The 22,517-nt window shown below is 47.3% G+C and carries 20 protein-coding genes, 1 tRNA gene and 1 pseudogene; 10 read left to right on the forward strand and 12 right to left on the reverse strand.

Going from position 1 to position 22,517, the window contains the following annotated elements; translation table 11 throughout:
• Window positions 1-52: 52 nt before the first annotated feature.
• Window positions 53-1,801 (reverse strand): Lon protease family protein, encoded by a 1,749-nt coding sequence (locus JK154_RS05680; protein ID WP_211991542.1) that lies wholly within the window; start codon window positions 1,799-1,801, stop codon window positions 53-55.
• A gap of 178 nt (window positions 1,802-1,979) precedes the next feature.
• On the opposite strand from JK154_RS05680, the gene matP reads away from it, so the two are divergent.
• Window positions 1,980-2,429 (forward strand): macrodomain Ter protein MatP, encoded by a 450-nt coding sequence (gene matP, locus JK154_RS05685; protein WP_211991543.1) that lies wholly within the window; start codon window positions 1,980-1,982, stop codon window positions 2,427-2,429.
• 86 nt (window positions 2,430-2,515) lie between these two features.
• Here the strand turns inward: matP and ompA are convergent, their stop codons facing one another.
• Both ompA and sulA read right to left on the reverse strand, forming a co-directional pair.
• Window positions 2,516-3,592: a porin OmpA gene (ompA, locus tag JK154_RS05690; protein ID WP_211991544.1), complete on the reverse strand. Its 1,077-nt coding sequence runs from the start codon at window positions 3,590-3,592 to the stop codon at window positions 2,516-2,518.
• Between the two features lie 362 nt (window positions 3,593-3,954).
• Window positions 3,955-4,386, reverse strand: a pseudogene (sulA, locus tag JK154_RS05695) (SOS-induced cell division inhibitor SulA); the annotation flags it as partial.
• Between the two features lie 311 nt (window positions 4,387-4,697).
• Between sulA and JK154_RS05700 the strand changes: the two are divergent.
• The gene (locus JK154_RS05700; protein WP_211991546.1) at window positions 4,698-5,312 is read left to right on the forward strand and encodes a TfoX/Sxy family DNA transformation protein; all 615 of its coding nucleotides are present in this window, start codon (window positions 4,698-4,700) and stop codon (window positions 5,310-5,312) included.
• Here the strand turns inward: JK154_RS05700 and yccS are convergent.
• Together yccS and JK154_RS05710 are read right to left on the reverse strand one after the other, a co-directional pair.
• Window positions 5,309-7,444, reverse strand: coding sequence for a YccS family putative transporter (gene yccS, locus JK154_RS05705; protein WP_211991686.1), 2,136 nt, complete (start codon window positions 7,442-7,444; stop codon window positions 5,309-5,311). The two genes, JK154_RS05700 and yccS, sit on opposite strands and share 4 nt — an antisense overlap.
• Window positions 7,445-7,459: 15 nt before the next feature.
• Entirely contained in the window at window positions 7,460-7,906 is a 447-nt protein-coding gene (locus tag JK154_RS05710) for a YccF domain-containing protein (protein WP_211991547.1), read from the reverse strand.
• A gap of 140 nt (window positions 7,907-8,046) precedes the next feature.
• On the opposite strand from JK154_RS05710, the gene helD reads away from it, so the two are divergent.
• The gene (gene helD / locus JK154_RS05715; protein ID WP_211991548.1) at window positions 8,047-10,098 is read left to right on the forward strand and encodes a DNA helicase IV; all 2,052 of its coding nucleotides are present in this window, start codon (window positions 8,047-8,049) and stop codon (window positions 10,096-10,098) included.
• A 3-nt stretch (window positions 10,099-10,101) separates the two neighbouring features.
• Here helD and mgsA read toward each other — a convergent pair whose 3' ends face one another.
• Complete coding sequence (gene mgsA, locus JK154_RS05720) at window positions 10,102-10,557, reverse strand: methylglyoxal synthase (RefSeq protein ID WP_211991549.1); 456 nt, start codon at window positions 10,555-10,557, stop codon at window positions 10,102-10,104.
• 244 nt (window positions 10,558-10,801) lie between these two features.
• Here mgsA and JK154_RS05725 point away from each other — a divergent pair, with 244 nt between their 5' ends.
• The gene (locus tag JK154_RS05725) at window positions 10,802-11,215 is read left to right on the forward strand and encodes a CoA-binding protein (protein WP_211991550.1); all 414 of its coding nucleotides are present in this window, start codon (window positions 10,802-10,804) and stop codon (window positions 11,213-11,215) included.
• A 71-nt stretch (window positions 11,216-11,286) separates the two neighbouring features.
• On the opposite strand, the gene hspQ is transcribed toward JK154_RS05725, so the two are convergent.
• On the reverse strand, window positions 11,287-11,604 hold the full coding sequence (gene hspQ, locus JK154_RS05730) for a heat shock protein HspQ (RefSeq protein WP_211991551.1): 318 nt from the start codon (window positions 11,602-11,604) through the stop codon (window positions 11,287-11,289).
• A 59-nt stretch (window positions 11,605-11,663) separates the two neighbouring features.
• Window positions 11,664-12,875 carry a 23S rRNA (cytosine(1962)-C(5))-methyltransferase RlmI gene (gene rlmI, locus JK154_RS05735; RefSeq protein ID WP_211991552.1) on the reverse strand — a complete coding sequence of 404 codons (1,212 nt, stop codon included), beginning with the start codon at window positions 12,873-12,875 and terminating at the stop codon, window positions 11,664-11,666.
• Window positions 12,876-13,020: 145 nt separating this feature from the next.
• Between rlmI and yccX the strand changes: the two genes are divergently transcribed.
• Window positions 13,021-13,326: an acylphosphatase gene (yccX, locus tag JK154_RS05740; protein WP_211991553.1), complete on the forward strand. Its 306-nt coding sequence runs from the start codon at window positions 13,021-13,023 to the stop codon at window positions 13,324-13,326.
• On the opposite strand, the gene tusE is transcribed toward yccX, so the two are convergent.
• Window positions 13,323-13,652, reverse strand: a complete 330-nt coding sequence (gene tusE, locus JK154_RS05745) for a sulfurtransferase TusE (protein WP_211991687.1) — start codon at window positions 13,650-13,652, stop codon at window positions 13,323-13,325. The two genes, yccX and tusE, sit on opposite strands and share 4 nt — an antisense overlap.
• A gap of 122 nt (window positions 13,653-13,774) precedes the next feature.
• A complete protein-coding gene (yccA, locus tag JK154_RS05750) occupies window positions 13,775-14,434 on the reverse strand; it encodes an FtsH protease modulator YccA (protein ID WP_211991554.1) in 660 nt (219 codons plus the stop codon).
• A 383-nt stretch (window positions 14,435-14,817) separates the two neighbouring features.
• Here yccA and JK154_RS05755 point away from each other — a divergent pair.
• Both JK154_RS05755 and JK154_RS05760 read left to right on the forward strand, forming a co-directional pair.
• A tRNA-Ser gene (locus tag JK154_RS05755) sits at window positions 14,818-14,905 on the forward strand.
• A gap of 619 nt (window positions 14,906-15,524) precedes the next feature.
• Window positions 15,525-17,138, forward strand: a complete 1,614-nt coding sequence (locus JK154_RS05760; RefSeq protein ID WP_211991555.1) for a restriction endonuclease — start codon at window positions 15,525-15,527, stop codon at window positions 17,136-17,138.
• A 446-nt stretch (window positions 17,139-17,584) separates the two neighbouring features.
• Here JK154_RS05760 and JK154_RS05765 read toward each other — a convergent pair whose 3' ends face one another.
• Entirely contained in the window at window positions 17,585-17,965 is a 381-nt protein-coding gene (locus JK154_RS05765; RefSeq protein ID WP_211991556.1) for a hypothetical protein, read from the reverse strand.
• A gap of 765 nt (window positions 17,966-18,730) precedes the next feature.
• Window positions 18,731-19,621: a hypothetical protein gene (locus JK154_RS05770; RefSeq protein ID WP_211991557.1), complete on the reverse strand. Its 891-nt coding sequence runs from the start codon at window positions 19,619-19,621 to the stop codon at window positions 18,731-18,733.
• 101 nt (window positions 19,622-19,722) lie between these two features.
• On the opposite strand from JK154_RS05770, the gene JK154_RS05775 reads away from it, so the two are divergent.
• The 3 genes from JK154_RS05775 to JK154_RS05785 all read left to right on the forward strand — a co-directional run bounded on the left by JK154_RS05775 (window position 19,723) and on the right by JK154_RS05785 (window position 22,515).
• Window positions 19,723-20,613: a LysR family transcriptional regulator gene (locus JK154_RS05775; protein ID WP_211991558.1), complete on the forward strand. Its 891-nt coding sequence runs from the start codon at window positions 19,723-19,725 to the stop codon at window positions 20,611-20,613.
• A 289-nt stretch (window positions 20,614-20,902) separates the two neighbouring features.
• Window positions 20,903-21,742: an ABC transporter substrate-binding protein gene (locus tag JK154_RS05780; protein ID WP_211991559.1), complete on the forward strand. Its 840-nt coding sequence runs from the start codon at window positions 20,903-20,905 to the stop codon at window positions 21,740-21,742.
• A gap of 59 nt (window positions 21,743-21,801) precedes the next feature.
• On the forward strand, window positions 21,802-22,515 hold the full coding sequence (locus tag JK154_RS05785) for an amino acid ABC transporter permease (RefSeq protein WP_211991560.1): 714 nt from the start codon (window positions 21,802-21,804) through the stop codon (window positions 22,513-22,515).
• Window positions 22,516-22,517 lie beyond the last annotated feature (2 nt).

The raw sequence follows: 22,517 nt of genomic DNA on the forward strand, positions 1-22,517 counted from the left end.
ATTTTAATGAAGTACGCAGATTAGCTAACACGTGTACGCTCAACAAGTCCGATCAGTTGTGGTTAAACCAGTTTAACCAACGTAATGCCCATGGACGAGGCTGAACATCTGGAGTGATTATTTGAGCAATTCGCTCTTGTACCGCATGCATTAGCGTATTTCGGCCTTCACCATCCCAGGGAAGCGTCGTCAATAGAGGTAATGCATCAGCAACATCATCAATGGCCCAAATCGAGAATTTCTCTTGCTCAACGGCCTCAAGTACTTCTTTGTGAAGACTCAGATGACGCACATTAGCCGCTGGGATAATGACTCCCTGTAACCCGGTAAAATTGCGTTGCTGACAAATATGGAAAAAGCCTTCAATTTTTTCATTCAGTCCCCCCACAGGCTGAACACGACCAAATTGATCAACTGATCCTGTGATCGCAATATGCTGATAAATCGGCACATTAGACAGTGCACTAATTAAAGCGCAAAGTTCAGCCATGGAAGCGCTATCCCCATCCACTTCACCGTAAGACTGCTCAAAGGTGATTGATGCTGAAAAGGGGATCTGTTGTTCCAGTTGTAATTCCGACATCAAGAAGGCTTGCATAATCATCATGCCTTTGGCATGGATATTGCCTCCCAGTTCGGCCTTCCGTTCTACATCGGTAAACTCACCGTCGCCTACATGTACCACGCAGCTAATACGGGAAGGCTCACCAAATGCACGGGGATGGCCAGGAAACTCAACGACAGACAGCGCATTGATTTGCCCAACCATTTCACCTTCGGTTTCAATGCGTATTTGCTCCTGCAGGATTTCATCCTGCATACGTTCAGCCAGGAACCCTTCACGCCAGGCTCGCTGCTCAAGCATTTGTTCCAGCTCGGCTGCTGTGAATTGTGGCTGCTCGCAGAAGGGGGCAACTTCACGCAATTGACGAGTGAGCCAGGAAGGACAGAGCGGGAGAATTTCCTGATCGCCAGTAAAACGAGTGGCTTCACGTAGCAAAGGTATCCAGCCATCCCGGGAAGGGAAGGGCAGGGATCGGTCATGTGCAATACCGGCCACCCATTGGCACCACAGTGTGACATCTTCATGGTCGGAGATCTGCAGATTGTCTTCATATTCACTGTAGATTGCCATGTCGGCCAGCTCGGGTTCCATTTCCTGGAAATCAGCCAGTGAAATACGTTCGCCCACCAGAACCAGTTTGATATTCAGTGGCAGAGAGGGAATCTTAATAGGTAAAGGACGTGTTTCATCGGGGGACATCCAGTCGAAACGGCCTTGAACCACCATTTGTTTAAGACGTAACCAAAGCAGTGGTTGCGCAAGAATACTGCGTAATGACAGTATTAATACCCCTCCGTTAGCCTGATGTATCAGCCCGGGTTCAAGGCTAATCTCTCCCGCAAACTGGCGCACACAACCAAAAAGCTGTTCGCTCTCTATCCAGTTGGCACTGATCACCCCACCTTGTGACGCAAAGTTATCTTCCGGGCTTGTGGCTTCGCGTAACGTGACCTGATTTCCCTCTATACTATAATGACCACCGGCCAGGGCATCTTCTTGGGTGCGTGTCTCCTCGATGGCTGCAGCGATGAGGCTGAGATACTCAGCTTCTTCGGCGGCTTTAATCAGCATAATGGCTGAAGAGTCAGAAAGATGAAACTGTTCAATGCCATAGCTTAACCTGGCTTGAACACTCGAGAATGGTGCAAAGTCGTTGTCATAAGGCTGTGCAAAAACTTCCTGATAACTATTGGTATCAAGAACAAGAGCATGCCAGTCGAGTCGGTGAGTCGTCAAAGTCGCTATATATTCATCAATAAGATTTCAAAGGCGTGATTATACAAGAATCCCCAAAATAGCACACGGATAAAGCAGCAACATCCGCCTTCCTTATCACATCGTTGATTTTCAGTTCAGGGAATGTAAAAAAAACTGCTATTCTGGTGGACAGTGAAACGGTCACACTGAGACAACAATGAAATATCAACAGTTGGAAAATCTCGAGAGCGGCTGGAAGTGGAAGTATTTGGTGAAGAAGCATCGTGAGGGTGAGTTAATCACACGACATCTTGAAACCAGCGCAGCACATGAAGCTGTAGAAAAACTACTGGCTCTGGAAAATATCCCGGTTTTCGTGCAGGACTGGATTGAACTCCATATGAATCCGGCACTGGAAAATCGTATGAAGCAGACTATCCGTGCCCGGCGTAAACGGCATTTTAACGCAGAGCATCAGCATACGCGCAAAAAATCCATTGATCTGGAGTATCTGGTCTGGCAGCGACTGGCGGGATTGGCTCAACGACGTAATAAGACATTGTCGGAGACCATTGTACAGCTCATTGAAGATGCGGAGCATAAAGAAAAGGTGGAAACCAAAATCTCAACGTTGAAACACGATCTTCAGGCCATGCTCAATAAATAAAATAGCGCCAACAGGGCGCTATTTTATTTCAGGGTGATACCCATAAAAAAAACCCGCATTAGCGGGTTTTTTCAAAAGAAGCAGGTTTATTCAGCAGGCTGAACAACAACGTCTTTGATACCTTTAACCTGGATCTCTACGCGACGATCTGGTGCCAGGCACTCAATGAGTTTAGCTTTTGGTGCTACGTTTGCACAGGTATTACCCGTTACTGGATCTGCTTTACCCATACCACGAGCAGAGATCTTGTTAGCTGGGATACCTTTAGCAATCAGGAAGTCAACAACGCTTTGTGCACGTTGCTCAGACAGTTTCAGGTTGTACTGCTCTGAACCGATCCGGTCAGTGAAGCCAAGAACAACAACAGAACCGTCAGTTGGATCCAGGCTGCTCAGCTGGCTGTACAGCTGATCCAGAGCCTGCTGACCTTCTGGTTTCAGGGTAGCTTTGTTGAAAGTAAACAGAACGTCAGACTTCAGAGTGAAGTGTTTGGTCTGTACTTCTGGAGCTGGAGCTGGAGCCGGTGCTGGAGCGATAACTGGAGCATCTTCCTGCTGACCAAAGCGGTAAGAAACACCAACACTCAGCATGCCGTTATCCGGGCGAGCGTTTACAGTGTCTTTGTCACCAATGTGGTTGACCCACTGGTATTCCAGACGTGTTGCGATATCAGGGGTAACAGCCCACTCAACACCACCAGCAAATACTGGAGAAACACCAGTGTCGTTGTTTTTAATACGCTCGTCACCGTTGCTGAAGGTAGAGTCTGCACGCCATACCATACCGCCCAGACGGGTATAAACGTCCAGGTCGTTCAGTACAGGATAGCTCAGTTTAGCGGTCAGCTGAACGCCTTGAGCTTTGAATGCGCCATTGTTTTCGCTACCTTTATAAGCCATACGGCCTAACCAGTCGTAACCCATTTCAAAACCAACATATGGGTTAACCTGATAACCACCGTATGCACCAACGCCCAGGGCGTCTTTTCTGGTGGAACCGTCGTTGTCCAGGCTACCTTCGCCGCCAAATGCAGTAGCGGTAGAGTGGTATTGTGACCAGCCCAGTTTACCACCTGCATACCAGGTGTTGTCCTTTGGAGCGGCCTGCGCTACGGTAGCGAAGCCAGCCAGTGCCACAGCAATTGCGATAGCTGTCTTTTTCATTTCATGCGCCTCATTATCATCCAAAATGGCCGCAAGCCTTAAGTTGCCTTAAAACTTGCGGTTAAAATCTTTCGACCTGGGATAAGCTCAAATTGTAACGTCAGCCGATGTATCGGCATTATGAAAGAGCTCCCTGGCGAGGTAAAGTCTACAACGTAGTAGAAAACTTACAAGCATGAACTCTGGGTGCATGATAAAAAAAAAGCGTAAATTCACACATTTTTTTATAGGTTTGGTGATTTATTGTGCGACCTCTTAACAAGGTTGTTAGTTTTATTTTTTTATTTTTCAGTTGCTTGTAAAATATTATGCTTCATAAAACCTAAAATAAAAAAAAGTTCCAGGACTTCTCCTAAATTTACTTAATGATACAAACTAGAATGAATTTTTAATCCACTTTGTGGTCTTGTGGCAGAGATATGTTGTGGCCTCATGATGAATCCCAGTGCGTTACCTGACTCTGCTGCCCGGGTCAGGCGACGATGTTGTTCCTCAGTAAGATCCTCATCCAGCCAGCTAATAACCACACTATAGTTTCCTGTCAGCAATGCTTTTTCCATCGCACTGATAGTACAGTGCGCTGTTGACTGACGGCTTTGCATGACTTTATTTAGTGGTAAGCCAGCAGACTGCAACCATTGGCGACTCAGTTTTTGCTGAGGAGTCAGCCAAAGCTGCCAGCGTGATTGATGCCCTAGCTGCTGCAATAGCGGTAACAAAATGCAATGTGCTACCCAGAGTTCGTCTTCACGATAGACGATTTCACTGATTAGGCCAGGCATATTGTTGAAGGCCGGCTGCTTTTCAGCAAAAGGGACTGCTGTCGCAGAAGGGGCAAAAAAAGCCGGAAAGTCATGTGAATGCATAGTCGGGTCTCACGCTGCGCCATTACTGTATGCATATACAGTAATGCTGGTGCGGATAAAGATCAACCAAAATTTCGGGTTGTCTCTCAATTCTTTTATGTAAATTCATTCAGCATGAGAATGTCATTGCTGGGATTCACAACGTTATTTATTTTTTGTTAGGAAGATGGGTTATTTTTTGATATTAGTGTGAAAGGTAGAATCAGGATGTTTTACTCATTGATATATAAGGGAAATTAATGAAAGAGCAGACGTATACTCGAATTCGTGAGTCTCAGGAATACCTTTCAACACTGGGAGATATTGGCTATCGCCCCCTGTTTGGTGGCTATAGCCTTTTTGTTGATGGCGTCATATTTGCGATGGTTTCCGATGGCGAGCTTTACTTGCGTGCGTGTGAGCAATGTACTGATTATTTTACAAAAAAAGCGGCACCAACATTACAGTATTTTAAACGAGGACTGCCTGTCCAGCTCAACTACTACCGAGTCGATAATGAACTTTGGCAAAATACGGGCCAGTTAATTCAGTTGTCATCAAGTGCTTTGAGGAGTGCACAGCGGGAGAAAGCGCGGCGTAAGTCTCTTAATCGATTGAAAGATTTGCCTAATATTACTCTTAATATCGAGATGATGCTGCGTGAGGCTGGCATCACTGACTCAGAGACACTCAAGTCCTTTGGTGCGAAGCGTTCCTGGCTCAAATTGAAGAACCTTAAGAAGGTGGTCGGTGTGAAAGTGCTTTTGGCGCTTGCCGGGGCTATCCGTGGGGTGCATGAGGCGGTTTTACCGTCTGAAGTTCGCCAGGAATTAATGGAGTGGTGGCGTTGCTATGAGCAACGCCACTCCCGTTAATCTGACAACAGAGACACTTGCTGCCGTAGACTGGATATTTCTGGTAATAGGGAGACTAACAACCCTATTTGCTGCAGCACAAGTGGCTCTTTAGTCTCTGGGCGCGCCTCAAGGTGTGCCACTCTGTGGGTAATATCCTTGAGTGTCGCCTGCAGGCGGCCATCACTCACTGGTGGATGGTGCAGTGCATCATCAACGTAACAGACTGCATCATCCAGCAAACGCAAAATAGCCTCATTACTGAGCTGTTCACGATGAGCCCCCAGTGCGGATATATAGCTATTGAGTGAGTGGTTCAGGCATAACAGGCGAAAGGCACCTTCGCGAAGTTCAGGGCTCATATGGGGTTCGCTTGACATGTTTGACACCACGGATGCCAGCTCCGCACCTTTATTGTAAGCATCCTGCCTGGCGATCCGGTATTCAAGACGGTTATCACGCCCTTGATGATATTGTTCAAGAATGGCATCCAGATAGCGACAATCAGCGTTAAACGTTCGCTCCAGTACCAAGGGCAAGCGGCGAAAACGCCAGTCAGGCCAAATGAAACTGACCGCGGCCCAGGCGACAGCACAACCCAGTATGGTATCAAATATCCTTGGCAGAGCGACTTCAAATCCCTCACCTAATAAATTAAAGCAGAGCAATACCAGCAACGTAATGAACATTGTTGCATGGGCATATTGCACGTTACGGAAGGCGAAGAATAAAACCCCGGTAATGACAAGTAGCCCCAGTTGCCCTTCCAGTGACGGGACGAAGTAGAGTACCGGCAATCCCACAGCAACCCCAACCAAGGTGCCAATAATACGTAATGCCAGGCGATGGCGAGTTGCGTTGTAGTTTGGCTGGCAAACAAACAGGCTCGTGAGCAGGATCCAGTAGCCATGCTGTAAGCCTGTGATTTGGATGAACGCATAGCCGATACAGAGCACTACTGACATACGTACCGCATGACGGAACAGGGCTGATTCAGGGGTTAAATTGAGAGACAATCTTTTCCAGGTATCACCAAACCCGGTGGGTTTATCGTCAGCAAGGCTCGTCTCCCTTTCATTACTTGTTTTTTCTAAGGACTGTTCAGACTCAATGGTTGCCAGCTGGGCATTAATCGCCCGTAGATTCGTCAGTAAAAAACCTAAGGCTTTTAATTCCGGGGCGGCGCCTGGTGTATGGCTGATCTTGTCCATTGCTGCATCAAGATGATTGAAGACGCGCTCGAAACGGACGTCATGCTGATAGGGTATACGCAGCAGAATGGCGCGTGACAGTTGCTGGCAAGCCTGGGATTGCATGGTCAGCAAGCGCTGAAAACGAAACATGATATCGCTGTAGCGGAATTTGTCCCGTAACTTTTGATACTGAACATGGGAAGAGCTGGCACGCTCATGAATATCCTGGGCAACCAAATAGTAATGCAGTGCGCGACGTGTGCCTTTGAGGCCCCTGTCACCACGCAAACGTGTTTGAATTGAAACTTTGGTGAACTCCAGGGCGTTCATCAACTGGCTACTGGCAAGCTCTAACTCCATCACCGGGGTTTGGCTTTCTTGTTCTATATCCGGGTCAAAGAGTGCAGCCTTGAGATCGAGATAGTTAGCCAGATCGTTATAACAGCGTGCCAAATTGTCCTGCAGAGGTCGAATGGGGAAAATCAAATGCCCCGCAAGGGTCAGCAGGTTATACCACACCGCACCTGCCAGGAGTAAAACAGGCTGCTGGTACCAGTGTGTGTAAAGTGAAATACCCAGCATGGTATAGATGGCAATCAGCAGGGCACCAAAGGCGATTGTCGCGTAGCGCTGGCCTAAGCTACCCAGCAAGATAAACCCGCAGGTAGAGAGCAGTAATCCCAAGGCAAAGAGCCAGGGGTAAGGGAAAAGCAATTCAACCGATGCCGAAGCAATGAAAAAGCAGACCAGCGTAATCACTAAATTACGCAAACGGCCGGTCAGGCGATCATCCAGGTCTGTCAATGCTGCTGCCACTACGCCCAGGGTCAAGGGGATGGTGAGGCGAACATCATCCAGCCACCAAGGGAGTACTACAGTCCCCGTCAGGGCGATAAATATTCTTATGTTATAAAGCCAGGCGCTGTTCCAGGTATAACGCCGTAATAACGGTGGGGTAATTAACACAAATATACCTTATCGAAATCGACGCTGTGCGTTAGCCATGCGTGCTGCCTGAGCCACTTCGACGGGAACAACGCGGCGACCTACCGGCCACAGAGCAATGGCCGCAATTTTAAAATTTGCCAGTCCAACGGGGATACCAATAATAGAAATACACTGGGTTATGCCGATACAAATGTGCATGATGCAAAGCCACCAGCCGAACAAGACGAACCACAGAATATTGAGCAGTGTCCCCCCGGTATTGGCGAGTGCACTTTGATCCTGAGGGTAGAGCTCATCAACATGAATCGCTTCATTACCGTATGGTATAAATGAAAGCTTGGTAATTTCCCAGCAGGATCTTGTGAGTGGCAGGGTAATAATCAGTACCATACTGACCAGGGTTGCGAATAACCAGGCAAGCGTTGTTGCAAAACCACCCAATACAAAATTTAATACATTAAGAACAGTACGCATAATCACTCTCTGTTGTTATAACGACACAGAATAAAAAACTACAATAATAGTAGAATAGTAGCGCGTTTTTACCCTGGAGCGTTATCTCATCGGCAGTTAAACTGCGATAGTCCCCCCATTGTTCAGGATAAGGCAAGATCATGGAACTTAGAGCGACTTCCCTTGGAAAACATTTAGCACAGCATCCTTACAATCGGGTGAAATTGTTACCTGCAGGGGTTGAGGTTAAAGGAGATAATCATGAATATCTTATTCCTTTCAATCAGTTAATTGAAATAAACTGTAAACGAGGTTTAGTGTGGGGGGAGCTGGAGTTCGTTCTTCCGGACCACAAAGTCGTCCGGCTGCATGGGACTGAGTGGCAAGAGACAAAGCGATTTTTTGCTTATTTGTCCCGAGCATGGCAAGGATGGAGCGAAGAAATGAGCCATGTTGCAGCCCAAGTCCTTGCTGAACAACAAAGTCAGATCCAGGGGGCTACTCAGCAAGGGCACTGGCTTAAGTGTCGGGAACTGATGGCGTTACAGCAGGGGGTTAGAGAAGCTTGCAGTGCTTTACCCCTGCCTACAGTACGTCTGGACACGTTTGCTGTGTGCCGTGAAGCCTGGCATGACTGCCAGCAAGTCCTGGAACAAGGCAGCCTTTTTCGGCAGCAATGTAATGATCGTTATACTCGCCAGATGCTCGAACAGCATGGCGATTTTTTTCAGCATATTGAGAGTAGCCCACTGAATAATGCCCAAGCCCGGGCTGTGGTTAACAATGAAGAGACGTTGCTGGTTCTGGCTGGTGCCGGTAGCGGTAAAACCTCAGTACTGGTCGCAAGGGCTGGCTGGTTATTAAAGTATTCCGCTGTTGCCGAAGATCAAATATTGTTACTGGCTTTTGGTCGCCAGGCAGCCAGGGAGATGGAGCAACGGTTAGTCGAGCGGCTGGATACTCAACTGGATGTCAAAACCTTCCACGCCCTGGCACTGTTTATTATTACTCAGGGGAGTAAAAAAGTACCCAAAGTGAGTGGGCTGGAGAGTGATACCCGGGGGCGCCAGCAATTATTGATAGCTTGCTGGCAACAGCAGTGTCGTGAGAAAAAAGCCATGGCAAAGGGGTGGCGTCAGTGGCTGGAAGAAGAACTGGGGTGGAGCATTCCGGAGACGACATTCTGGGAAGATGAAAAGTTAATCGCCCGCCTGGGCGGGCGGCTGGACCACTGGCTGATGCTGATACGCATGCAGGGCGGGGCACAAGCAGAGATGATAGCCACCGCACCTGACGAACTTAAACCCCGCTTTACTCGCGGTATTAAGCTAATGGCTCCCTTGCTTAAATGCTGGAAAAGTACCCTGCGCAGCGCCGGTGAAATTGATTTCTCCGGGTTAATTCATCAGGCCATTAATATTCTGGATAAGGGACGGTTTGTGAGCCCATGGCGACATATTCTGGTGGATGAGTTCCAGGATATCTCGCCACAACGAGCGGCATTGCTGGCAGCTTTACGTAAGCAAAATAGCCACACGTCACTCTATGCTGTCGGGGATGACTGGCAGGCTATCTACCGATTTACCGGGGCACAAACGACGCTGACCAGCGAATTTAGTGAGCATTTTAGCTCCGGTGAAATCTGTATGCTGGATACTACCTACCGTTTTAATAGCCGTATTGGCGAGATAGCAAACCAATGGGTCCAACAGAACCCGTTGCAACAGAGAAAGGGACTGCATAGCCACGTTAAGGGCGATAAGCAATCCGTATGCCTACTGGTTGATGACAAACTGGAAGGACTACTGGATAAACTGAGTGGTTACGCACTGCCTGAGCAACGGATACTTATTTTGGCACGTTATCATTATTTACGTCCTGTTTGTCTCAGTAATGCAGGTACGCGCTGGCCAAAACTGAACATTGATTTTATGACCATTCATGCCAGCAAAGGGCAGGAAGCGGATTTTGTGATTGTGCTTGGTTTACAGTCAGGGCCAGAAGGTTTTCCGGCCCAGGCCAGAGAGTCTGTCTTTGAACAGGTTTTATTGCCGCAGCAAGAAGCGTTCGAGGATGCGGAGGAACGACGTTTACTCTACGTTGCCTTAACCCGGGCACGCCATCGTGTTTGGCTGCTGTTCAGCAAACAACAGCCATCCACATTTGTTGAGGCATTAAAACAGCTCGGAGTACCGATACTTAATCGCCCCTGATGTTTATAGCCTGTCAGTCAGGTAACGCTGATAGTCAGGGATTTGGATTTCGACCTGAGCATTAAACCCGGGTGAGTGAATGATGAAGTCTGCCGTTGAGAGGTTGGTCGCCACCGGGATATTCCACACCGTGGCCAGACGCAATAATGCCTTAACGTCAGGATCATGGGGCACCGCATTCAGTGGGTCCCAAAAAAAGATCAGAACATCAATTTTCCCTTCGGCTATCAGGGCACCTACCTGCTGATCCCCTCCCATTGGGCCGCTCATCATGGCGTTGACCTCAAGCCCTGATGCGCGCTGAATCATATTCCCCGTTGTGCCTGTGGCATACAGGGTATGATTTTCAAGGGTAGATTTATGTTGCTCAACCCACGCGAGTAATGCACTTTTACAATGATCATGGGCGACCAGGGCGATATGTTTTTTTTCTGGCAGGGTACGAATGGTCTGATGCATAGTATTTTCCTGGATGAAATTGAACGCCACCAGCTTACTAGAAGAGCAGGATGCTGCAAGAGAAAGAGATTAAAAAAGCGGCTTGATGTCTATGATAGTGTTGTTTTTATTTCATCCCTGTTCCAGTACTGAAAAGGTGCCACACTTGTTTCACAGACTGGAAACAAAAATACCTGTGTCAGCGGTACAATATCAGGTATTACAGGTAGCCCAATGACACCAATAACCCTTTCAATAAAACAGGATGACCATCGTGAATATTGAAGAAATTCTGCGTACTACCCATACCATTGCCCTGGTTGGTGCCAGCGAAAAATCTGACCGCCCCTCGTATCGGGTGATGGCTTATCTGTTGCAACAAGGATATGAAGTGATCCCGGTTTCCCCCAAGCTTGCCGGGCAAGAATTATTAGGTCAGCGGGTATATGCCACGCTTGCCGATATTCCACAACGCATCGATATGGTTGATGTATTCCGTAATGCTGAGGCGGCACTTGGCGTTGCGCATGAGGCGATTACTGTTGGGGCTAAAACACTGTGGTTACAAATAGGCGTCATTAATGAGCAGGCAGCGCGTGTTGCGAAAGAGGCAGGGCTCAATGTGGTGATGGATAAGTGCCCGGCCATAGAGATACCACGCCTGGGTTTGGGGAAATAGCTTGCCTCACCCATGGAATGGTTCCGGCCAAAAAGCTCAGGCCCGCTGACCTGAGCTGATTTTTATAACAGTTAGTTACGCAGGCAAGGGATTTGCAGCCGTTTACGGATTGATGCAGCCAGATCATCCAGGGAGGATTGCTCCGGGTGTTCCTGTTCGCTTTCACCACTCAACTGTGCTTCCGCCAGATAAGTATGTACTGCTTTGCCATCATCATTTTCCATCACGACATGATACCAGGGGGCACTGCGCATAGAGCGATTCATTGCCAGATAGTCTTCATGGGTTTCACTTAGTCCATATTCAGGGTCAATATCAACCACTACGCCCAAATAGCCCAGTAAAACATGTCGAACTTGCTGGCCAATACCAAATTTGCTGACAATCATTTTCACCTCCATGAACATCATATTGTCAAAGATGTATGGCATCCTTTCCATTTTTCAAGTCAGATAACCCGGCAAGCAAAGCCTTTCAGATATAAGCCTTCCGGGTAGCTTGCGATAACCGGGTGATCGGCAGCTTGACGAAACTGCTCGACAAACTGTAATTCACGCCCCGCATCAAGGGCGGCATCTGCGATTATCTTTTGGAATAATTCCGTCGTCATCAGCCCCGAGCAAGAGAAAGTCATGAGAATGCCCCCTGGGTTAAGAAGCTGGCATGCCAGCATATTAATATCTTTATACCCACGACAGGCACCAGACAACTGGTTTTTATTTTCAACAAACTTCGGGGGATCCATGATGATGACATCAAACATTTCACCATTATCACGATACTTGCGTAGTAATTTAAAAACATCATCGCGTAAAAACTCAGCTTTACTGAGGTCTAACTGGTTCAGTTCAACATTTTTCTTTGCAATATCCAGAGCTTCTTGTGAAGTATCAACACTAACGACCTGGCGGCAATTCCCCATCAACGCTGAGATGGCGAAACCACCCGTATAAGAGAAGCAGTTCAGGACTCGTTTGTTGGCAACATAGCTCCGAGTAGCAAAACGGCTGTCACGTTGATCAAGGTAATAACCTGTTTTATGGCCTTGCTGGATATCTACCAGCAGTTTCATTCCATGCTCTTCTATCGGTAACAGGGCTGGGGGGATATCACCGCTGATCGAACCCTGGGTCAGAGCCAGACCCTCTTTTTTGCGCACCGCCACGTCAGAACGTTCGTAAATGGAACAGTCTGGGTAGAGTTTTTGTAGGGCTGCAACTAAAGCAGGGCGCTGATAATCTGCACCAGCAGAGAGCAGTTGTAATACCAAAAAATGAGAGAAGCGATCAATGGTGATACCCGGCAGGCCATCTGACTCGCCGGCAATTAAACGGTAACTGTTTAAACCGTCACGAACGGCGAGCCAGTCCCGCCATTTTTGAGCTTGTTCTAAACGGCGGACAAAGAAATCAGTATTAATGGTTTCATGGCGGTCAAAGGTCCAGACACGGGCCCGAATCTGTGATGAGGGGGAATAAGCAGCCCGAGCCAGCCACTTTCCGTTGGCATCGACAACATCCAGGGTTTCGCCGGCATTGACTTCACCTTCAACGCGAGCCACTGCCCCCGAGAAGACCCAAGGGTGGTGACGCAAGAGTGATTTTTCGCGCCCTTTGGCTAGCACCAAACGGGGATAATGGTTAAGGGTAGATTCAGACATGTGGAGAAACCTCTGACAAAACAAGGATGCGGGCTGGATAACAAATCAGCCTGATGTTATTAAAATAAAATGGCGCGTAGGTTAGCACAGATTAGTCAAAGCACGTATCAATCCGCGCCGGGTAATATCAACCACTGGCTGGTAAATGGGGGGCAGGTTAGTGACAGAATATCAGCAACAATGTGTGAAGCATCGGATATATGGCAAAGTTCAGTCTGTGGGGTTTCGTTACAGCACCTGGGGTGAGGCGAAACGCTTAGGCTTGACCGGTTATGTGCGGAATCTTGATGATGGCAGCGTAGAAATTTTAGCCTGTGGTACTCCTGAACAGCTTGAAAAATTACTGCTCTGGATCAATGCCGGGGGCCCTGGCAGTGCCCGGGTTGACAATGTGTTTTCCACAGCCTGTCAGCCCGAGCAAACCTGGACGCAATTTTCAGTCCATTATTAGATACATTTTACTGGCTTTGGTAAGCCCGCGATTTTAGTGGCTTGTTTGGCTGGACCTTTAGGGAACAGGCGATAGAGGTAACGGCTATTGCCTTTCTCTTCACCCAGCGTATTCGCCATGGCTTTGACCAGCATACGAATCGCCGGGGAGGTATTAAATTCCAGGTAAAAATTGCGAACAAAATGCACCACTTCCCAGTGTTCCGGTGTCAGGGATATCGCTTCCCCGGCGGCGATGGCCTCTGCTAAAGCTTCGCTCCACTGTTGGCTCTCTTTCAGATAGCCTGCACTATCCGTGGCAATTTCTTGCCCGTTAAAAATCAGCATGATGACTCGGCATTTGGGTAATAACCCCGGCAGTATAACAAATTTCATGGGCCATAAAAAACTGCACCTTACTCAGTTGCCGGAGGCCACTTTTGGGATGCAGTCGTTTGTATTGCCGGGGATCAGTCTTTGCTGGCAAACCCAAGGATGCTTAACAGGCTGATGAAGATATTGTAAATAGAGACATACAGGCTGACGGTGGCTCGTACATAGTTTGTTTCACCACCACGAATAATATTGCTGGTTTCAAACAAGATAGCCCCCGAAGAGATCAGGATAAATACCGCGCTGATGGCTAAGTGTAATGCCGGCAGCTGCAGGAAGATATTGGCCACCATGCCGACCAGGACGACAACGATACCCGCCATGAGCATACCGCCAAGGAAAGACATATCCTTACGGGTGGTCAGCACATAGGCTGAACAGCAGATGAAGACCAGAGCTGTACCGCCCAGAGCCATACCAATCACATCTCCCATACCGGCAGACAGATAGCTATTCAGAATGGGGCCGAGGATATAGCCGAGAAAACCGGTAAAAGCGAAGGTGGCTATCAGCCCTGATGGTTTATCTGCCAGACGGTAGGTCAAAAACATCAGGCCATACATTCCTACCAGGGTCAGAATCAGACCCGGTGAGGGCAGCTGTAATACGGTACTGGCGGTAGCCACCAGCGCAGAAAATGCGAGGGTTAAACTCAGTAGAAAATAAGTATTACGGAGGACTTTATGGGTACTCAACAATGACGCGCGGTCACGGGAGGAGGTAATAATGCGATCCATTGTTAAACTCTCTCTTTTGCAGGTTTTTTATAATCAACGAGCATAATGCCCTGCTATTTTGTAAAAAAGTTTTTTTACCCATCTTTACCTCTTATCTTGGCAGGCATGCTGCCGACGGTAATGTGAGGTATTTTTTTGAAAAATATCTTTTTATTACACCATATGAGTCTGACAAAAGGTGCCGGGTTGTTCGGTGGTTGTGCGTAATACATAAAATCGAGCCTCGGCAGGGGAAATACCCCTGACAGTGAAGCGCAACATGCTGGTAATCTCACCATCTTGTTGCACTTTCAACCAAATAAGACAAAAGCGGCTAAATTTAAGACGATTGAACCAATTGGTGCTTTACATGACGAATGGCTATGTTTATAGTGCGCCTCGTTGGAAGTGTGGCCGAGCGGTTGAAGGCACCGGTCTTGAAAACCGGCGATGGGAAACCATCCCAGAGTTCGAATCTCTGCGCTTCCGCCAAATAAAAACCCCAAATAGCAATGCTGTTTGGGGTTTTTTGTTTTATACAGTTCCTGTCGTGCCATTTATCTTTAGTCTGGAGTGTTCCAGGCTAGCTTGCATCTGATGAACGATGCAAGCTAGCCCATGTTGATGCATCTTCGAATAGTCTCTGGCGATGATTATGTATGTCCATCCTTTCGATCAACTGAAGTTATTATGCGGGATCATGCGGACCTCAGTATTTTTAGGGGTAAGCGTCCCGTAAAAACAGGCCATTCTATCTTAAAGAACGGTAGGTATAGGTTCTCTTTATGGCCTGGGTATGCTCCTTTTTCGTAACAGACATTATATTTAATGCAAAGTTGGACAGGCCATAAGCGCTATATATTCTATGCTGTTGCTTGCGCACTTCGACTTATCATCATGAGGTTAATCTTTAACCTATCTCATTATTAGACCTGTCAGGATGCAACAAACCTGCATATTTGATATATGAACGGATTGCTTTTCTCAAATGTTATAGGTTGGTTTTATGGTAATAGAGTAAATTAAGTGCAGCTTGATTAAATGGATGGTTGCTTAAGGCAACTTCACTTGTTACAGACTGAATTTTCGGTTGGAGGCTGTGGGGACTGGAATGGGACGGAGATCAGGATTTGAAGGTTTTATACGTGCTACAGGCAGAGCCATTGCAGCAGCAGAGCGTGAGCGTAAGAGATCAGAACGTCACCATTTTGCCGAAGTTCGCCGTATAGAACGCGAAATAAAACGTGATAATGCTCAGAGACTTCGCGAGCAAAAAGAGGCTGATAAATTAACAAAAATCATGTATTTGGAAGAGCGCCAAGATGAAGTTTTCGATCTAAACGCTGAACTTAACGAGAATATCACAGCGCTTTCTACACTTCTGGAGCATACCCTCGAATTTGACGATTCGATTGATTTTTCGGCATTGAAAAAACTTCCAAAATTCGAAGATTTCAAAACACCGAAACATCTCTTACCAGACCCTGAGCCAGAGATGAAAGTCGTGAATGTTCCGGCCGCATGGACGACTATTTTCCCGTGGGTAAAAAACAAATATTATCGAGAATTGCAGAGTGCAGAAGAATCTTTCAGTAAAAGTAAAGAAGAGCATTCAGTTAAACTTTCAAGTCAGAAAGTTGAGCTTGATGCTCTAGTTGCTGATTATCAGGCCCGAAGAACTGCTTATCTTGAAGAAATAAAAAGTCAGCATGCCGAAATTGACCAGTTTGAGCAAGACTATCTCAACTGTGAGCCTGACAGTGTGTTGGCTTATTGCGAAATGGTGTTGACACGGTCTGAATATCCTGAAAACGGTTTTCCCCAAACATTTAGGTTGGCCTATTTACCTGACAGTAAAGAATTGGTGGTTGAATACAACTTACCTGAAATGGCAGTAGTACCACGCGAGTTGGAATACAAATATGTCAAGACAAGAGATGCCATTGATACCAAGGCTCGAAAAATTGGCGATATCAAAGAACTCTATCAGAACATAATCGCCGCGATCACGCTCCGTACAATGCATGAGCTTTTCGAGGCTGACAAGGCATCTGCTTTAACGTCAGTTCTGTTTAACGGTGTAATCGAAACTATCGATCCTACAAGCGGGCATGATATCAACGTCACATTAGTATCTGTCCGTGCTCACAAGGACGATTTCATGCAAATAAACCTGGAAAGGGTCGAAAAGAGAGCATGCCTTAGAAGTTTAGGTGCACAAGTTTCAGGGCGACCAGATGAGCTCCAGGCAGTAAAACCGATTATAGAATTTAACATGGTTGATAAACGCTTCATTGAACAAGGTGATGCTTTATCTGCTCTTGAAACACGCCCAAACCTTATGGAACTTTCACCATCAGAATTTGAGGTGTTAGTATCAAATCTTTTCACTCAGATGGGGCTGGACACCAAACTCACCAGAGGTACAAAAGACGGCGGCGTTGATGCGGTGGCATTCGACACTCGCCCGATCCTCGGTGGCAAAGTGGTTATTCAGGCTAAAAGATATAAAGACACTGTCGGTGTCAGTTTTGTTAGAGATCTTTATGGAACAATGATGAATGAAGGTGCTAACAAAGGAATTCTGGTGTGTACAAGTCAATACGGTAAAGACGCATATCGTTTCTGCGAAGACAAACCAATCGAACTCATTGATGGAGGCGGGCTTCTTTACCTCTTAAAAGAGCATGCTGGAGTATCTGCACGTATCAACACCAATTTTTAATTAATGATCCAGATTCGGTTAACGTTTGTAGCGAATATTCAGGATAGAAATTCAGCACGATATTTTTAGTAAAATAATTCAAGCGATTGATTTACAGCAAAAAATATCACCCTGCGTGGTGTTTTTTACCCCATGAAGCCTACTGTAAAATTTGCTTCAAAGTGGCTATACCGTATCAATATGCCGATACTTTTATGTCCAGAAATGCACTGAAACTCGATTGTGTTTTGCTGTGGACACTGAATTTTGCCATCTGAATAGAGGTGACATCATCGACTCACAATCAAAAACAGGTGATATTATGACCGGCGTAACAGACGTAATTTTAGCCCGGCGTTTCGCCTCGAAGCTGCCCAGTTTATTCTCGATCAGCTCTGACATGTAAAGCCCTGTCGATGGCTTGGGAAGCCAGCTAATTTACTGTATTACTCGGATCAAGCTAGCCACTATATTACTCTTTTCGCCGTTGCCGGATGATAGAGCCAAATAGGAGAGAGAGTTTCAGCAATATCAGCAGTCTTGATGGTATCTAATGTTTTGACTCCCAGAATGGGAAAAGCGTGAGTTTGTAATGTGGTTATCCACTGTTTTCCATGCTTAACGTTTTTCCATCCCGGAAGCAGAGTAGGGTGAAGTGTTCCTGCGGCTGACTGAAATGTCGGGATGGATGCTTTCCGTTTCTCATGCTGTTGTTGGATACTCTTCTCTTCAAGAGGGGCGATGTTCTTTGCCAACTGCTCACGTATTGCTGAGACTATTTTTTCTACCTCTGCGATGCTGATTTCTGGATAGATCCTGATGCTGTGCTGGCGTCGCTTTAGCGTCACAGGGCTAACGTAACGAAAGACCCAATAACCCGGCCTTTGGTTGCCCTTGTTGGATTAAGTGTAAGCCCAATCCACACCACCGTGAGGCAGGGCTTTGTCGCCGGGTTTGATATGCTGTGCTTTGGTGTCGGTCAGGATTGCCATGTGGAGCCTCATTTCATTATCTGTTGGCACAACAAAAGCGTTGTGCCATTTATACTGAGATACTACAGGTTTGGGTCGGAATGAATTAAACCTAATTCAAAAAAATGTCTACAAATCAATATGGTTATGGGTTGTATTAGATTGCCATGGACTTGAGGGTGGCGGACTTCGCTTCCGCCAAATAAAAACCCCAAATAGCAATGCTGTTTGGGGTTTTTTGTTTTTTCCTCGATATAAATTTGCTTCGCCTCTGGGTGATCACATACCACAAAAACTTGCCATTCCCCCAGAAACGAGATGAGCAATATTGTCCCGGGGCAATATATCTATGTGTCCAGGCATTTGTACCCATCGCGTACTGTTAATAGCCCCATTCTGCTGGGGCATTTATCGGAGTATTTTGTTTTCAGTATGCTGACAAAGCCGCTCCGACATCCGGGAGAACCGATTCACGTGAACGATCATGCCGGTTGGGGAGCCTGGCGTGCCAGCAATACGTTCCTGGTGGTGGATCATTGGCACCATTATCAGGCTGCATGCAGGAGGTAACTGGCGATCATAAATAGTTGCCTTGTTAGCATCCTCCTCATGCGTTATCTGGGGAGGGGGCGCAAACTAACGTCATCTTGTCATCATGCCAGTCCGGGAGATCAATGCTTCCGACGCTGACAAAAATTTGCTCATGTAAGGCTTGGTTAATCCCGGGGATGGCAGAATGGCTTGCCCTTTGCGATTGAAAAGACCACCACTGTATTGCTCTATGTCGTCCGATATTAAAAGTGGTGTGATACGCCTGGCATAACTGTCAGCGGTTGGTGTAAACCAGCCAATGAGTGTTTCCATTACTCGGGCTTTCACTGTGTCCTTGCCAAAAAAATTATCGCGGATATTCGTCTTTATAAGACCCGGATTTAAACCGAAAAAAGCCACTCGGGGATACTGGCTGGCAGCATGAATAACCAGTATTTCGTTACCTGCCACCGTATTCATGTGAACCGGTAATGCGTTGTATGACGTTTCCGCGTTCAAGTCGTCCGCATTGCCTGTTTGACCTGTGCCGGGATAGCCCATAAGGAACACACGAGGTTTTCCTCGTCCGACTGGACGCTGAATGCCGAGGCGGGATGTTATGGCATTTAATATGACTAATCGATTCAGAAAACTGACCGCCAGATCGCGTTCGATACCTTCAGCTGTCTCCTGTCGTTGTGGTGCTGCAAATATACCTGTGGTAAAAATAACCATGTCCAGATGTTCAGCAGGTAGCACAGTGGCAACACGCTGTGCTTCATGCATCAGGCTGAGATCCGCCGGGATGAAGTTAATGCCTGACGCCCCCGCATCACGAAATGTCTGACCAACAACAGTCACAGAAGCACCCAATGAAGCGAGATGCTGACTCAGTGCGCGCCCGATGCCTCCCGTGCCACCAATAATGGCAATCTGCAAACCTTTTACCTTTATGCCTGCATCGTGGTGGTACTGCAGCGTCATACTTTTGTCTCGTTCCATGTCACATTCCCCAAATTATCATGCGACTATCATCGTTCGCTTCCACATCAGGATAAAGATGGTATTTTGGATAACATTGATCCAAAAATGGAGCACTCATAGTGGAAGACTATCTCAGAGACATGGCCTTATTCGTTGAGGTTGTTAAAGCCAGGGGATTTCGACGTGCCTCGGATGTGCTTGGCATTCCGAATTCAACACTGTCACGACGGATAAGTGAACTGGAAAAGTCGATTGGACTGAGGTTACTTCATCGCACAACCCGTAAGATCGAACTCACCGAGGCCGGGCAGGTCTATTTTGAGCGGTGTAAACGTATTGTTGACGAAGCACGACTGGCGCATGAACAGTTAGGTCATATGCTGGCCCAGCCCAGTGGCGTGTTACGTGTATCATTGCCAGTAGACTTTGCTATCACTTACCTGGCTCCGGTTATTGCCGAATTTGCTCAACAATACCCGGGGATCACATTCGATTTTGATCTGGCTCCACGCCGGGTCGATTTGGTGAGTGAACCTTATGATGTGGCCATTCGTATGGGCGGGTCTGAAAACTCACAGCTGATTTCGCGCTTGCTGGTGACCTTAACCCCTTACTTATATGCCTCACCTGGCTACCTGGCAAGAGTCGGTGAGCCTGGTAAACCTGAAGAACTGGCACAACATGAATGTATTAATATACTGCGAGGGGGGGAATGGGAGCTTCATTCCGGGAAACAGGTCACAACCGTTCCCGTTTCGGGGCGTTTTTCCCTGAACAGTGTGGGCATGTTACGCCGGCTGGCGGTTCTTGACATGGGGATCATCCTGTTGCCCCAGGAAATCGTTGCTGAGGCGTTAATCTCCGGGAAACTAAAGCGTATTCTACCCGACTGGCAGGGTACTCCCCAGCCGGTATATGCCATGACTGAAACCCGCCTGATGCCAGCGAAGACACAACGATTTATTGAGTTCCTGCGGGAGCATCTGCAGGGGGGGGAGGTAGGGTCGTGACTATTTAATCTGGCACCCATAAATGAGGGTAAGGTGTCTTGTCAGGACGGTCCCCTTAATCGCTATTCAGGGGTAATTGGTGTAGCAGAGAAATTAAAAATTTTCTTTATTTTCATTGTGATAATGTGGCTCCGGTACGAAGAATACCAGCAGAAATGTTATTTATAAAACAAGCATGTAATTTTTATATATTATTGTTATATATATAGCCTTTTATATTATTTATTAATATGAATCTGTTGCTGGTAGCTTGAATGTATACAGAATAAATCACTTTCAGGAGCCGTACATGAAGCAGCATATTGCCACTTTGACATTGATAGCCAGTCTGACAGGTCTGTTTTCCGCCACGGCCAGTGCGGATAAACTTGATGATATTAAGCAGGCCGGCGTGGTGCGTATCGCGGTGTTTGACAGTAACCCACCGTTTGGTTACGTCGATCCTCAGACTAAAAAACTGGTTGGCTATGATGTGGATATTGCGGAAGCGATTGGTAAAGCGTTAGGGACCAAAGTCGAACTTCGGGCGACGAACCCGGCAAACCGAATACCTCTGTTATCGTCCAATAAAGTGGATCTCATTGCGGCGAACTTCACCATCACGGACGAGCGTGCCAAGGCCGTTAACTTTAGTGTGCCTTACTTTTCAACCGGGCAGAAATTTATTGCCCGCAAAGGTGTGCTGAAAACGCCCGATGATATTCGTCCATTGCGTATTGGTGCGGATAAAGGCACAGTCCAGGAAATCACCCTTCGTGAGCGCTATCCTGATACCAAAGTTATCTCCTATGACGATACCCCACTGGCTTTTGTAGCCCTGCGTAACGGTAATGTTCAGGCCATTACCCAGGACGATGCTAAACTGGTGGGATTATTAGGTAACCTGCCCCCTGAACAGCGTGATGCTTTTGAAGTCTCACCTTTCAGCCTGACCAAAGAGTATCAAGGTGTGGGAATTGGGAAAGGGGAAACGCGTCTGACTGATGCGGTTGATGCCGCGCTGCTTGAACTTGAAAAAGATGGCCAGGCGACGGTTATCTATGATCGCTGGTTTGGTCCTGATACCAAAGCACCACAACCGCGAGGGGATTTCCATATTGCGCCCCTGGCTGATCAGCCTAAAGCGTGATCAATACAGAGCCCGGGGGGATATCCTCCCGGGCTGGTTGTTTCTGACAGGAAGTAATCATGAATTGGGATGAATGGCTGAGTCCATTGTATTTGGGCTGGCTATGGCAGGGTTTCTTACTCACCTTGTTGATTTCGGCTTGTGCCAGTGTGGCTGCAACACTGCTGGGTTTTCTGGTTGCTGGGATGCGTGACAGCAGTATAGGGCTGTTACGGACACTGGCCATTAGTTACAGTTCGATATTTCGTAACACGCCATTATTGGTTCAGTTATTTTTTTGGTACTTTGCTGCCGGGCAGTTATTTCCAGCCAGCCTCATGCAGTGGCTGAATAGCCCGCATCAGCTGGGACCATTTTCATGGCCATCATTTGAGTTTCTTGCTGGTTTTATCGGGCTGACACTGTACTCCACGGCATTTATTTCCGAGGAGATCCGTGCCGGGATCCGGGGGGTTGCTCCAGGACAAAAAAATGCGGCCTGGGCGCTCGGGCTCACTGGGTGGCAGTCAATGCGTTACGTTATCTTACCCCAGGCACTGCATATTGCCTTTCCACCCCTGCTGGGGCAGTACATGAATGTAATAAAAAATTCATCCCTCACGATGGCCATTGGTGTGGCTGAACTTTCCTATGCGTCACGCCAGGTGGAAACGGAAACACTACGCACATTCCAGGCTTTTGGTGTTGCCACAATACTCTATGTGTTGATTATTGCCGTGCTGGAGGGCTGGGGGATGTGGCGTCAGCAACGTCATCAGGTTGCCAGGGGGTAAGC

The organism is Citrobacter sp. JGM124 (genome assembly GCF_018257795.1).
Lineage (GTDB): Bacteria > Pseudomonadota > Gammaproteobacteria > Enterobacterales > Enterobacteriaceae > JGM124.

Coding starts and splice junctions, on each gene's coding strand:
- matP (WP_211991543.1), top strand. CDS start 1,980: ATGAAATATCAACAGTTGGAAAATCTCGAGAGCGGCTGGAAGTGGAAG.
- ompA (WP_211991544.1), bottom strand. CDS start 3,592: ATGAAAAAGACAGCTATCGCAATTGCTGTGGCACTGGCTGGCTTCGCT.
- JK154_RS05700 (WP_211991546.1), top strand. CDS start 4,698: ATGAAAGAGCAGACGTATACTCGAATTCGTGAGTCTCAGGAATACCTT.
- JK154_RS05710 (WP_211991547.1), bottom strand. CDS start 7,906: ATGCGTACTGTTCTTAATGTATTAAATTTTGTATTGGGTGGTTTTGCA.
- helD (WP_211991548.1), top strand. CDS start 8,047: ATGGAACTTAGAGCGACTTCCCTTGGAAAACATTTAGCACAGCATCCT.
- mgsA (WP_211991549.1), bottom strand. CDS start 10,557: ATGCATCAGACCATTCGTACCCTGCCAGAAAAAAAACATATCGCCCTG.
- JK154_RS05725 (WP_211991550.1), top strand. CDS start 10,802: ATGACCATCGTGAATATTGAAGAAATTCTGCGTACTACCCATACCATT.
- hspQ (WP_211991551.1), bottom strand. CDS start 11,604: ATGATTGTCAGCAAATTTGGTATTGGCCAGCAAGTTCGACATGTTTTA.
- rlmI (WP_211991552.1), bottom strand. CDS start 12,875: ATGTCTGAATCTACCCTTAACCATTATCCCCGTTTGGTGCTAGCCAAA.
- yccX (WP_211991553.1), top strand. CDS start 13,021: ATGGGGGGCAGGTTAGTGACAGAATATCAGCAACAATGTGTGAAGCAT.
- tusE (WP_211991687.1), bottom strand. CDS start 13,652: ATGCTGATTTTTAACGGGCAAGAAATTGCCACGGATAGTGCAGGCTAT.
- yccA (WP_211991554.1), bottom strand. CDS start 14,434: ATGGATCGCATTATTACCTCCTCCCGTGACCGCGCGTCATTGTTGAGT.
- JK154_RS05760 (WP_211991555.1), top strand. CDS start 15,525: ATGGGACGGAGATCAGGATTTGAAGGTTTTATACGTGCTACAGGCAGA.
- JK154_RS05770 (WP_211991557.1), bottom strand. CDS start 19,621: ATGGAACGAGACAAAAGTATGACGCTGCAGTACCACCACGATGCAGGC.
- JK154_RS05780 (WP_211991559.1), top strand. CDS start 20,903: ATGAAGCAGCATATTGCCACTTTGACATTGATAGCCAGTCTGACAGGT.
- JK154_RS05785 (WP_211991560.1), top strand. CDS start 21,802: ATGAATTGGGATGAATGGCTGAGTCCATTGTATTTGGGCTGGCTATGG.